This window comes from Dactylosporangium sp. CS-033363, from assembly GCF_050942475.1.
GTDB lineage: Bacteria > Actinomycetota > Actinomycetes > Mycobacteriales > Micromonosporaceae > Dactylosporangium.
Genome location: NZ_CP192032.1, coordinates 5,090,086 through 5,102,204 on the forward strand (window position 1 = coordinate 5,090,086; position 12,119 = coordinate 5,102,204).

Sequence of the window (12,119 nt, forward strand, 5' to 3'; positions counted from 1 at the left end):
GCTTCACCCGCCGGCGTGGGCGAGGTACGCCTCCCGCATCGCCAGGAGCCGGTCGCGGCCGGGCTCGTCGCCGGCGTCCGCGTAGGCCTGGGCGGCCCGGCCCGCGCTGTCGGCGGCGTCGGCGAACCGCTCGGCCTCGGCCTGGCGCAGCGTGAGATTCTCCAGTTCCCAGCCGCCGCCGTGCGCCTCGACGGCCTGCCCGGTGACGGCGATGGCCTGGTCGTGCTCGCCGGCGTGGGACAGCGCGCCGCCCTGGTACACGAGGTTGCGCGCGGTGCTGACGAGGTCGCCGTCCGCCCGGTAGACGGCGGCGGCGTCCGCGCCGGCGGTGGCGGAGTCGCGGTAGTGTCCGGCCGCGCTCAGCCGCAGGCACAGGTTCTCCAGCTCCCACCCGCCGCGGTGGGTCTCGACGGCGTCCCGGGTCGCGGCGATGGCCTGGTCGTGCTCGCCGGCCTGGGACAGCGCGGCGCCCTGGTACACGAGGTTGCGCGCGGTGCTGACGAGGTCGCCGTCCGCCCGGTAGACGGCGGCGGCGTCCGCGCCGGCGGTGGCGGACTCGCGGTAGCGTCCGGCCGCGCTCAGCCGCAGGCACAGGTTCTCCAGCTCCCACCCGCCGCGGTGGGTCTCGACGGCGTCCCGGGTCGCGGCGATCGCTTGGTCGTGCTCGCCGGCCTGGGACAGCGCGGCGCCCTGGTACACGAGGTTGCGCGCGGTGCTGACGAGGTCGCCCGCGGCCCGGTAGACGGCGGCGGCGTCCGCACCGGCGGTGGCCGAGTCGCGGTACCGTCCGGCCGCGCTCAGCCGCAGGCACAGGTTCTCCAGCTCCCAGCCCCCGCGGTGCAGGTCGACCGCGCGCTGGGTCACCGCGATCGCCTCGTCGTGCTGGCCCGCCTGGGACAGCGCCGCGCCCTGGTAGATCAGCAGCCGTACCTGCCCGTCCCCGTTGCCGAGCGCGGCGTACAGGTCGGCGGCGCGGGCGGCATTCGCGGCCGCGGTCACGTATTCGCGGCCGGCGGACTGCAGCAGCACCAGGTTCTCCAGCTCCGCGGCGAGCTGCGCCCGGGCCTCGGGCCCGGCCGCCTCCAGCGATCGGATCTTGTTCTGCGCGCAGCGGATCCGGGCCTCGCGCTCCTGCGACGGAGTCGGCGCCGGCGGCGGTCCGGTGACGATGGTGTACTTCACGAGCCCCGCACTGGAATGCACGTACAGCGCGCCGTCGACCGCCGTGTCCAGTACCCGCGACGGCTGGATGGTGACCTTCGCCGGGTCGAACGGCGGGCCGGACAGCTCGGGACTGTTCTGCCAGATGACGCCGAAGGTGTCCGGCGGGGTGGCGGTGGTGGTGGGAAAGATCCACACCGGGACGTCGGTGCGGAACCGGCCGGCGATGACCGCCTCGTCGGCGACCTCGATCGGGCGCAGCAGCCGGTAGCTCGGCTCCCACACGCCGGTCTCGCAGTTGAGGTCGCCGTTGAGCCACAGGCCGGGCAGCGGGCCGACCCGCGGCGTGTACTCCACCTCGTGGACGGCCGGCAGGATCAGGTTCTTGCCGGTCATGATGAGGCCGTCGGCGTCGACCGCGATCTCGACGTTCGGGTCCAGGCCCTCGATCGCAGGCAGGTCGATCGCGCCGCGGAAGATGGTGCCGTTGTCGCCGGTGGACTCCTGGGTGAACCCGTCCGGCGGGTCGTCCCGCACGTCGCCGCGGGCCCGGCCGGCGACGACGCGGCCCAGGCCGATCAGCGACTCGATGCCGGCGAACGCGCCCAGGCCGACGAGCGCGAGCGGCCCCGCGCTCGCCCCGCCGAGCAGCAGCGGCCCGACACCTCCGGAGCCGGCCCAGCAGCGGAACACGTCCCAGTCCGAGACGTCGGTGCTCAGCCACAGCCGCAGCCCGAGCCGATCACCGGGAGGAGCCGGCAGCGGTACCGGCGGCGGCGCCAACCGCAGCGCGGCGGTCACCGCGACGGAGAGGTCGACGTCGCCGAACAGGCCCGGGCAGGCGTCCTTGCGGCGGATCCCGAAGTTGGCCACCGCCTCCCAGCCGATCTCCTCGCCGGGCCACACGCCGGGCATCCACTGCACCGCCGGGTACTGCTCCACGGCCGTGTCGGACCCGAGCCGCCCGAGATAGTCCAGGACGGCGGCGAGCAGCAGCTCCGCCACGGCCTCACCGGAGACGCGGATGAGCCAGTCGCCGTCCCGGTCCGCGATCCGGTTCGCCGGCGCGGCCAGGATGTCCGTGAACGCGTCGGTGCGCAGCCGGATGGTCACCACCCGGTCCCCGCCGGCCCCGGTCTGCAGCACGGCGCCGTTGTACACGGTGAGGCCGGGCGTCGCCGGCACGTCGAGGTGCACCAGCGGCCAGGTGACGGCCTGCGGCACCCCGGCGATGTCGATCCGGTCGGCGTCCACGGCGATCCGCGGCCCGAGCGCCGACACCCGCAGCCGCACCGCCGCCGCGGTCGCGTGCGCCTCGGTGCCGGCGTCGAACTCGGCCAGGCTCAGGTGCCGCACGGATACGGGGGCCGTCACGACGAGCACGCCGTTGGGCGCGCTCGCCAGTTCCTGGGGCACGCCCCACTCCAGCCCGGTGACCAGCTGCCCGGCCGGCAGCGCGTCCAGCGCCGGCACCGGGATCCGGGTCTGACTCAGCAGTGTCTGCAGCACTCGCGGGAACAGCGCCCCGGCGAACTCGACCTCGACCACGCCCATGCCGACCAGCCTGACCCCGCGCGGCCCGGATGTCGTCAGTACTGGCACGGGCCCCTCGCCGCGGCTCAGCCGTAGCGCAGGTCGCGGGCCAGGCGGCGGTACTCGGCCGCCAGCTCGGCGTCCACGTCCGCGGCGACTCCGGACAGTGACGGTTTCTGGGGCGGCTGCGCCTCCAGCATCCGGACACGCTCGGTGACCGGTGGGTGGCCCTCGACGGGCGGCAGGTCGGCGGTCGTCGCGTGGCCGCGGATCTCGCGCGCCAGGGCCTGCCAGGCGGCCGGGTCGGGCGCGTCGGAGCGGGTCGAGCGGATGTGCCGGCGCAGGACCGTGACCACCGGCTCGCCCAGCGCGAGCATGTCGAGCATCTCCAGGGTCGCGGCCGAGCCGGCGATCCGGGCGGCCACCGCGTCGGCGGCGAACTCGGCGCGCTCGACGTCCGGGCGGGCCAGGGTCACCAGGGCGCGGCGGCCCAGCGCGGAGATCTGCTGCAGGACCCAGAGGAACGGGCGGATGAGCATTTCGGCGTACCAGACGGTGCCGGCGTTCCCGCCCGTCCGGATGCCGCCGGCGCCGGCGGAGTTCAGCGCCGCCTTGACGATCTGCTCGTTCTGGAACGCGCGCAGCGCGGTGTCGGAGCGCGGCTCGAAGATGGCGGCCAGGTTGGACAGGCTGAGGTCGGCGCTGCCCGCGAGGCCGCTGCGCAGCGGGTTGCCGGTGGTGAAGTGGGCCAGCTGGTGCGCGACCAGCGCGGTGCGCTGCCCCGGGTCGAGGACGGCGAAGAGCGGGGCGCCGAGCCGCAGGTACCGCCGCCGCAGCACGCCGGTCGTCGCGCCGTCGGCGTCGAAGCGATCGTCGAACACGATCAGCGAAGGGCACGGCACGCCGACCGCGCCCGCGACGGCGTCCACGAACGCGAACAGGTGCGGGGCCTCGTTGCGGCGCAGCCGGGTCGCGTAGCGGGGGAGCCTGGGCGGGCGGGGGAGCAGCAGCGCGCCGAAGGCGAGCAGGACGACGCCGGGCAGGAGCGTGAAGCTCGGGAAGTCGCGGATGACCATCCACGCGCCGAACCCGAGGGCGGCGATCGCGACGAGGTGGATCAGGACGGCGATCGCCGCGACGGTGAACCGGGCGAGCCTCCTGCGATCGATCGGCATGACTTCACTGTCGACCTTCGGCGCAACCCCGGCAAACGGATCAACCCAATCGAGATCGCAGGGCGGCGGCGATGTCCCCGGCCGCGGCGAGCTGCTCGGGCGTCAGGGCGTCGACGAACAGCTCCCGCACGGCGGTGAGGTGCGGCATCGTGGCGTCACGGAACGTGTCGGCGCCGGTCCGGTCCAGCACCACCTCGGCGCCGCGACTGTCCGTGACGCACTCCTCACGGCGGATGAGTCCCCGGCGTTCCATGCGGGCCAGGTGGTGCGACAGCCGGCTGCGCTCCCAGCCGCACGCCGCCGCCAGGTCGGACGAGCGCAGCCGGTGACCGTCGGCCTCACTCAGCGCCAGCAGTACCGCATAATCGCTCGGCGACAGGCCGGTGTCGCGCTGCAACCGGGCGGCCAGCTCGGTCCGCAGCGCCTCGACCGTCTCCAGGAACTCACGCCACGTGCGCAACTCGTCACGGTATGGCAGCCGTCGGGGCATGACCGGCGTCACCTCCAAGCTGATTGACGTGTCAATCATATCGACGGCATGATTGACGCGTCAATCAACGTGAGGGAGTGCACCATGAGCGACCTCGTCCTCGGTCTCGACACCTTCGGCGACGTCCCGGTCGACCACACCGGCGCGCCGCTGTCCTACGCCGCCGCGATCCGCCAGGTCGTCGAGGAGGCCGTCCTCGCCGACGAGCTCGGGGTGGACGCGATCGCGCTGGGCGAGCACCACCGCCCGGAGTACTCGATCTCGACCCCGGAGACCGTCCTCGCGGGCATCGCCGGCCGCACCAACCGGATCAGGCTCGGCTCCGGCGTGACCGTGCTCAGCTCCGACGATCCGGTCCGGGTGTTCCAGCGCTTCGCCACCGTCGACGCGATCTCCGGCGGTCGGGCCGAGGTGATCCTGGGCCGCGGCTCGTTCACCGAGTCCTTCCCGCTGTTCGGCTACGACCTGGCCGACTACGACAAGCTGTTCGAGGAGAAGCTCGAGCTGTTCGTGAAGCTGCTCGACGAGCGGCCGGTCACCTGGAACGGCACCGTGCGCGCCCCGCTGCGGGACGCCGACGTGTTCCCGAAGACGGAATCGGGCCGGCTCGCCACCTGGGTCGGCGTCGGCGGCTCCCCGCAGTCGGTCGTGCGCACCGCCCGGCACGGCCTGCCGCTCATGCTGGCGATCATCGGCGGCAACCCCGAGCGGTTCAAGCCCTACATCGACCTGTACCGCCGGGCCGCCGACCAGCTCGGCACGCCCGCCCATCCGGTGGGCATGCACTCGCCCGGGTTCGTCGCGGACACCGACGAGCAGGCGAAGGAGGTGTACTACGCGCCGTACAAGGTGATCCGGGACCGCATCGGTGCACTGCGCGGCTGGCCCCCGCTGCGCCGCAACGAGTTCGAGGCGGAGGTGGCGCACGGCTCGATGTACATCGGCAGCCCGGAAACCGTGGCCCGCAAGATTGCCGCGACGGTCAAGGCGCTCGGCGTCGGCCGGTTCGACCTGATCTACTCGTCCGGGGCCCAGCCGGTCGCGGCCCGGATGCGCAGCGTCGAGCTGTTCGGGGCCAAGGTCGCGCCGATGGTCCGCGACATCCTGGCGGGCTGAGCCGTGGTCATCGGCATCCTCGGCGCCGGCAAGGTGGGCACGGTCCTGGCCCGCCTCGCCGTCGCCGCCGGCTACGAGGTGCTGCTCGCCGGCTCCGGCGACCCGGCGAAGATCGCGCTCATCGTCGAGGTCCTCGCCCCGGGCGCGGTCACCGTCACCGCGGCCGAGGCGGCGGCCCGCGCCGACGTCGTCATCCTGGCGCTGCCGCTGGGCAGGCACCGCACGGTACCGGCGAAGGAACTGCGGGGAAAGCTCGTCATCGACGCCATGAACTACTGGTGGGAGGTCGACGGGGTGCGCGACGACCTCGGCAACTCCAGCGCCGTCGTGCAGGCGTTCCTGCCGGAGTCGCAGGTGGTGAAGGCGTTCAACCACATGGGGTACCACGACCTCGAGGACGGCGCGGCCCCGCCCGGCAGCCCGGGGCGGCGCGCGATCGCCATCGCCGGCGACGACCCCGCCGGCGTGGCCACGGTCGCCGCGATCGTGGACGCGCTCGGCTTCGACCCGGTGCTCGCCGGACCGCTCGCCGAGGGCGTGCGGATGGAGCCCGGGACCGCGTTGTTCGGGGCGAACGAGGACGCACAGACGGTACGAGCGATGCTTGGTTAGTTTCTTGTTCTGCCGCTCCCGGCGTGGGTAACAGCCCGGCATGCGAATCGGGTATTTCCTGTCGTGCGAGGAGTACACGCCGGCGCAGCTCATCGAGCAGGCGCGGCTGGCCCAGGAGGCCGGCTTCCAGGGGCTGTGGATCTCCGACCACTACCATCCGTGGAACGACGAGCAGGGCCAGAGCCCGTTCGTCTGGTCGATGATCGGCGCGCTGAGCCAGGTCGTCACCATCCCCGTCACGACCGCGGTCACGTGCCCGATCCAGCGCATCCACCCCGCCGTCACCGCCCAGGCCGCCGCGACCAGCGCCGTGCTGCACGACGGCCGGTTCGTGCTCGGCGTGGGCACCGGCGAGGCGCTCAACGAGCACGTCACCGGCGAGCGCTGGCCCTCGGCGGCCGAGCGGCTGGAGATGCTCGAGGAGTCCGTGGCCGTCATGCGCGAGCTGTGGGACGGCGGGTTCGTCAACCATCGCGGCCGCTACTTCAACGTCGAGCAGGCGCAGGTGTACACGCGGCCGGCCCAGCCGCCGAAGGTGTACGTCTCCGCGTTCGGGCCCAAGGCGGTCGACCTGGCCGGCCGGATCGCCGACGGCTACATCCTGACGATGCCCGACGGCGACCTGGTGCGGGCCTTCCGCGAGGCGGGCGGCGGCGACAAGCCGGTGCAGGGCGGCTTCAAGGCCTCGTGGGCGCCGACCGAGGACGAGGCCGTCACGACCGCGCACCGCATCTGGCCGAACTCCGGCGTACCCGGCGAGCTGTCGCAGGTGCTGCCCTCGCCGAAGCACTTCGAGCAGGCGTCCCAGCTCGTCACGCCGGACCAGGTCGCGAAGGCGGTCGCCTGCGGCCCGGACCCGGCCAGGCAGGCCGAGCAGTTGAAGGCCTACGAGGACGCCGGCTTCGACGAGGTGTACGTGGCCAACATCGGCCCGCACTACGCCGAGCTCATCGACCTGTACCGCAAGGAATTTCTGTAGGGAGAACGCGTTTTGCGCGCACTGGTGCTCGTCTGCTCGCTCAAGAAGTCGCCCGCCCCGTCCAGTTCGGAGCTGCTCGGCCGCGAGGTCCTGGCCGCCCTGTCCGACCACGACGTCGACGGCGAGGTCGTCCGCGTCGCCGACCACGACGTGAAGTTCGGCGTCTCCACCGACGAGGGCGACGGCGACGCCTGGCCGGAACTGCGCCGCAAACTCCTGGCCGCCGACATCCTGGTCATCGCCACCCCGATCTGGATGGGCCAGCCGGCGTCGGTGTGCAAGGTGGTCCTCGAACGCCTGGACGCCGAACTGTCCGAAATGGACGATCAAGGGCGGCCGCTGGTGTACGGCAAGGTCGCCGTCGTAGCGGTCGTGGGCAACGAGGACGGCGCCCACCACGTGACCGCCGAGGTCTTCCAGGCCCTGAACGACGTGGGCTTCACGGTGCCGGCGGCCGGCGGCACGTACTGGGTCGGCGAGGCCATGCAGAAGGTCGACTACAGCGACGCCGGCCCGAAGCCCGACACCACCGGCGCGGCGACCAAGACCCTGGCCACCAACGCCGTGCATCTGGCGAAGCTGCTCGCGGACAGCCCGTACCCGCCGAGCAAGTAGCCGCTCCGACCCCGAGGCCCGGCCCCGTGTCCCTGGCGCGACGAAGATCTGCTTGCGCGGTGCCTGATCGGTCTTCCCGCAACACCTCGCGGGCCCCTCAGCGTTCGCTGCTGAAGAACCGTAGCAACAGCGGGCCGACGGTCCGTGGGTCGACGACGTGATCCGGCCCCTCGAGGGTCTCCCGTTGAGCGTGGGGTAGTAGGTCTGCGAGCTCGTCGGCCGCGCGGTCGAAGAAGTCCGAGGGCAGGCCTGCCATGTAGGGGACCGTGATCGGTCCTCCGGTGGTGACCAGGACCGGTTGGGTGACCGTTGCCAGTCGATCGGCCGGCAATTGGTAGCGGTTGAGGAAGACGCTGTCGTGGACCAGCGTGGGCGCGAGGGCGACCGAATCCGCCCAATGCGCCGTCTGCTTGCCTGCCGCTTTCCTGGCCGCGATGTTGTCGTCGGAGGCGCCGGTCATGCGCATGAACAGTTCGAGAACCTCCTCGTCTCGCCCGGCGTCGAAGGCGCGTCGGGTGTCTGCGATGTACTCCTCGAATCGCGGGCGTATATCGTCCCCGACCGCGTAGGGCACCTCCCAGACGGCGATCGTGTCGATGGCTGACCCGGCCGCGGCGGCTTCCAGCGCCAGCGCGCCGCCTGAGGACGCCCCGAACAGGTGTGCCGAGCCGCCCGCCTCCGCGATCAACGCATCCAGGTCCTCGATCTCCCTTTCCACGGCGTACGGCTCGGTGAAGCCGCTCGCGCCGCGTCCCCGACGGGCATAGTTGTAAACCGTGAAGTGCTCGGCGAGAGCAGGCGCCAAGGGAGCGTTCTCCACCCCCTCGTCGAGTGCCCCGCCCACCAGAATGACGGCCGGACCCCTTCCTTCCCTGTCGTAGGCGATGGTGGTGCCATCGTTTGATGTCACGCGAAAGGCCATCTCGTGCATCTCACATCTCCGTTCGAGAGGTTTGTCTCAGCGCCTGAGCAGCGTGCCGACGACGGCCTCGGTGCGCGACCACCGCGTCCTTGCGATCACGCCCGCCGCCGGTGATGACGTTGGCCGAGTGGGCCGGGTTGTCGGAGTTGATTTCGACCAAGTGCTCGCGGTAGCGGGACCTATTTCTTGTTGCGGTAGAGGACCATGGTGATGGGACCGAAGACCGCGACGAGAAGTACGGACGAGACGAGCACCCGGCCGATTTCTCCGGCGGGCACCGAGCCGTGCATCAGGCCGCGTACCACGGTCGCCAGGTGGGTGATCGGGTTGACCTCGACGACCGCCTGAAGCCATCCGGGCATCGTCTTCGGGTCCACGAAGATGTTGCTCACGAACGTCAGCGGGAACATCACCATCATGCTGACCCCCGCCACCGAGTTCGGCGTGCGCAGGATCAGGCTGAGCATCGTCCACAGCCACGACAGGCAGAACGAGAACACCAGCAGCAGCGCGACCGACAGCACCACGCCGACGGCGCCACCCTCCGGCCGGAACCCCAGGACCAGGCCGAGCATGACGACGATCGCCGACCCGATCGAGTAGCGCACCAGATCGCCGAGCAGGGCGCCGACCAGCGGGGACGGTCCCCACACCGGGAGCGACCTGAACCTGTCGAAAACGCCTTGCTGAATGTCGGTGTTCAGCGTGATACCGGTGTTCATGGTGATCATGACGTTCGCCTGCACCAGGATGCCGGGCAGCAGGAACTGTAGGTACGCCTGTGTCGACCCGGCGAGCGCGCCGCCGAACAGGTAGGTGAACATCAGCGTGAACATGATCGGGAACAGGGTCACGTCGACGAGCTGCTCGGGCACGTGTTTGATCTTCAGCAGCGCCCGCCAGCCGAATGTCAACGAGGTGAGCACCGGGCCGGGGCGAGACGGCCGCTCACCGGCCAACAGCACACTGCGCAGCGCGTCCTCGGTGACCGGCGCCGACGCCTGCTCCGCGGTCGTGGCATTCATGCGGCATCCTCCTCGGGTGTCTCCTCGGCGGCGTGTCCGGTCAGGGTGAGGAACACCTCGTCCAGGCTCGGCTGACCGAGCGCGAACTCGGTGACGTCGATGCCGCTGCGGGACAGCTCGGCCAGGGCGCGGGCGACCCGCTCGGGGTCGGAGATCCGCGCGGACAGCGCGGCCGGGTCGGCGGACGGCTCGGCCGGCACCTCGAGGACGCCGGCGAGGACCCGTTCGGCCTCGGCCCGCTGCTCGGGCGCACGTAGCCGTACGTGCAGCGAGCCGGCGCCGACCGATGCCTTGAGCTCGCCGCTCGAGCCCTCGGCGATCACCTTCCCGTGGTCGATCACCGCTATCCGGTCGGCCAGCTGGTCGGCCTCGTCGAGGTACTGCGTGGTCAGCAACACGGTGGCGCCCTCGGCGACCATGCCCCTGACGATTTCCCAGACCTGGTTCCTGCTGCGCGGGTCGAGCCCGGTCGTGGGCTCGTCGAGGAAGATCAGTTCGGGGGTGAGGACCAGGCTCGCCGCGATGTCGATGCGCCGGCGCATCCCGCCGGAGTACTTCTTCACCTGCCGGTCGGCCGCCTCGGCAAGACCGAACGCGTCGAGCAGGTCCTTCGCCCGCTGCCTGCCTCGGCGGCGTGAGTAGCCGAGCAGCCTGGCGAGCAGCAACAGGTTCTCCACCCCGGTGAGGTCCTCGTCGACCGACGCGAACTGCCCGGTGAGCCCCACCCTGCTCCGCACCGCCTGGGCGTCACGCACGACGTCGTAGCCGAGCACTTGCGCCTCTCCGGCGTCGGGGCGCAGGAGCGTGGCCAGCATGCGGATCGTGGTGGTCTTGCCCGCCCCGTTCGGACCGAGCACGCCGTACACGCCACCGGCGCTCACGGCCAGATCCACACCGGCGACCGCGTGGGTCTTGCCGAAGCTCTTCTGCAACCCTCTCGTCTCGATCGCGAGCTTTCCCATGGGTTCGAGTCCTTCTCTCGGTGTTGCGAACGGATTGGTTGAGCTAGTCAAGTTTGACTACTTGGCCAGAGTGCACGTGGAGGAAGCGTCTAGTCAAGGTTGATTAGAAGCGCATCTTGAGGGGATCGTGGACCGTTCGCCACGAACCCGGATCATCGGCCATGGTGTAGGCGCCCTCAGACAGTCGTTTGCTCAGGCTCTTCGCCCACTCCAGTTCGGTGCGTGCGCGTCCCGCCCACAGTTCGGCCTGATCGCGGACGTGCTCGGGAATGTCGGGGTTCGGGTTCTCCCACCCCTTGGCCTGCCCTACGAGCTCCGCTTCCAGGCGCGCGACCCGCTCGTTCACCTGCGCGATGGCATCTGTCCTGGTCAGCATGGGCAACATGGCGATGGCCGCGTCGAGCATGGTGGGGTCATGGGTGCGCCGCAGACCGTCGCGGACCAGTTCGACCATCTCGTCACGTCCCCGAGCTGTCGCGCGGTACAGAACGCGCTCCGGCCCGGAGTTGCCCGGCTCGGCGTGTTCGGTGAGGAGGCCATCAGCCGCCGCCTTCTTCAGCGCGTGATAAATCGAGCCGGGCTTGATCTTGGCCCAAATCTCCGCACCCCAGCTCTGCAGTTCGGACCGCACCTGGTAGCCATGCGCGCCGCCGGAGAGGTGCACGATACCGAGTACCAGGAGCTTCGTCGCCGACACGCGCCCACCTCCGCTCAACCCACTCGTCTCGATCGCGAGCTTTCCCATGGGTTCGAGTCCTTCTCTCGGTGTTGCGAACGGATTGGTAAAGACTAGTCCAGTTTGACTACTTGGCCAGGGTGCACGAGGAGGAGACGTCTAGTCAAGGTTGATGAGAAGCGCATCTTGAGGTGACCGTGGACCGTTCGCCACGAACCTGACCCGGCTCGCGAGCTCGCCGACCTTCGCGCCCGCCCGTCGAGTGACATCCGCTCATGCCGCGCCGGAAAAGCGCGTAGGCGCATCGCCGGTCAGGGCAACGCCGTTCGAGCACGCCTCGCTGGCGGCGCGGATGTTGAAGATGTGCACGCGGGAAGGGCCGGATGGGCTCACCTACGCCGATCTGACGCGCAACGGCCAGCCGATCGCCGGCGATCTCCTGCCGGCGATGGCCGGATCGAGGGGTTCGCTGACGGCGTCACCACTGGCCGCCGCGGCACCGCTTGTGGTCGGAGGCGATGCTGTGGCGGCGATGACGGATTACCTCGGCGGGTCGCAATCCGTCGTTGCCTCCGCCGTGGAGCACCTGGGTTCGGACCCCTTGATCGATCCCACCGATGACGGGCTTCGGCGGTTTCGTGACGTGCATGACGCCGCCGTACGCCTTGGTGACGCGTTTCGGCAGGAGTGCTCGACCGTCCGCAGATGCACGCATCTGCCGATGAGCGCGTATCTGGATCATGCTCCGCGAACGCCGGCAAGGTCACCGGGTTCGATCGCAAAGTCCACAGCGACGGCCACATCCTCATCGCCGGCGGCAAGACCGAGGCCAGGAGGACACGGACACCGGTTC

At 70.9% G+C, this 12,119-nt stretch carries 11 protein-coding genes; 4 read left to right on the forward strand and 7 right to left on the reverse strand.

Features of this window, described 5'->3' with window-relative positions; all coding sequences use genetic code 11:
* Positions 1 to 3: 3 nt before the first annotated feature.
* The 3 genes from ACQPZ4_RS23580 to ACQPZ4_RS23590 form a co-directional block, all read right to left on the reverse strand.
* Complete coding sequence (locus tag ACQPZ4_RS23580) at positions 4 to 2,715, reverse strand: tetratricopeptide repeat protein (RefSeq protein WP_433065056.1); 2,712 nt, start codon at positions 2,713 to 2,715, stop codon at positions 4 to 6.
* A gap of 65 nt (positions 2,716 to 2,780) precedes the next feature.
* Positions 2,781 to 3,869, reverse strand: coding sequence for a M48 family metallopeptidase (locus ACQPZ4_RS23585; RefSeq protein ID WP_433065059.1), 1,089 nt, complete (start codon positions 3,867 to 3,869; stop codon positions 2,781 to 2,783).
* A 40-nt stretch (positions 3,870 to 3,909) separates the two neighbouring features.
* Positions 3,910 to 4,329 carry a MarR family winged helix-turn-helix transcriptional regulator gene (locus ACQPZ4_RS23590; protein ID WP_433065062.1) on the reverse strand — a complete coding sequence of 140 codons (420 nt, stop codon included), beginning with the start codon at positions 4,327 to 4,329 and terminating at the stop codon, positions 3,910 to 3,912.
* A gap of 114 nt (positions 4,330 to 4,443) precedes the next feature.
* Here ACQPZ4_RS23590 and ACQPZ4_RS23595 point away from each other — a divergent pair, with 114 nt between their 5' ends.
* From ACQPZ4_RS23595 to ACQPZ4_RS23610, 4 genes are read left to right on the forward strand one after another with little or no spacing between them, the layout of a single operon-like run.
* Positions 4,444 to 5,475, forward strand: a complete 1,032-nt coding sequence (locus ACQPZ4_RS23595; protein WP_433065065.1) for an LLM class flavin-dependent oxidoreductase — start codon at positions 4,444 to 4,446, stop codon at positions 5,473 to 5,475.
* A gap of 3 nt (positions 5,476 to 5,478) precedes the next feature.
* Positions 5,479 to 6,087, forward strand: coding sequence for an NADPH-dependent F420 reductase (locus ACQPZ4_RS23600; protein WP_433065068.1), 609 nt, complete (start codon positions 5,479 to 5,481; stop codon positions 6,085 to 6,087).
* 40 nt (positions 6,088 to 6,127) lie between these two features.
* On the forward strand, positions 6,128 to 7,066 hold the full coding sequence (locus ACQPZ4_RS23605) for a TIGR03557 family F420-dependent LLM class oxidoreductase (RefSeq protein WP_433065070.1): 939 nt from the start codon (positions 6,128 to 6,130) through the stop codon (positions 7,064 to 7,066).
* Between the two features lie 12 nt (positions 7,067 to 7,078).
* Positions 7,079 to 7,681: a flavodoxin family protein gene (locus ACQPZ4_RS23610; protein ID WP_433065073.1), complete on the forward strand. Its 603-nt coding sequence runs from the start codon at positions 7,079 to 7,081 to the stop codon at positions 7,679 to 7,681.
* 97 nt (positions 7,682 to 7,778) lie between these two features.
* Here ACQPZ4_RS23610 and ACQPZ4_RS23615 read toward each other — a convergent pair whose 3' ends face one another.
* The 4 genes from ACQPZ4_RS23615 to ACQPZ4_RS23630 all read right to left on the reverse strand — a co-directional run bounded on the left by ACQPZ4_RS23615 (position 7,779) and on the right by ACQPZ4_RS23630 (position 11,335).
* Positions 7,779 to 8,612 (reverse strand): alpha/beta fold hydrolase, encoded by an 834-nt coding sequence (locus ACQPZ4_RS23615; protein WP_433065076.1) that lies wholly within the window; start codon positions 8,610 to 8,612, stop codon positions 7,779 to 7,781.
* A 170-nt stretch (positions 8,613 to 8,782) separates the two neighbouring features.
* The gene (locus ACQPZ4_RS23620; RefSeq protein ID WP_433065079.1) at positions 8,783 to 9,628 is read right to left on the reverse strand and encodes an ABC transporter permease; all 846 of its coding nucleotides are present in this window, start codon (positions 9,626 to 9,628) and stop codon (positions 8,783 to 8,785) included.
* Positions 9,625 to 10,590, reverse strand: coding sequence for an ATP-binding cassette domain-containing protein (locus ACQPZ4_RS23625; protein WP_433065081.1), 966 nt, complete (start codon positions 10,588 to 10,590; stop codon positions 9,625 to 9,627). Before ACQPZ4_RS23625 ends, ACQPZ4_RS23620 begins: the two co-directional genes overlap by 4 nt.
* Before the next feature lie 103 nt (positions 10,591 to 10,693).
* On the reverse strand, positions 10,694 to 11,335 hold the full coding sequence (locus ACQPZ4_RS23630) for a PadR family transcriptional regulator (RefSeq protein ID WP_433065084.1): 642 nt from the start codon (positions 11,333 to 11,335) through the stop codon (positions 10,694 to 10,696).
* Positions 11,336 to 12,119 lie beyond the last annotated feature (784 nt).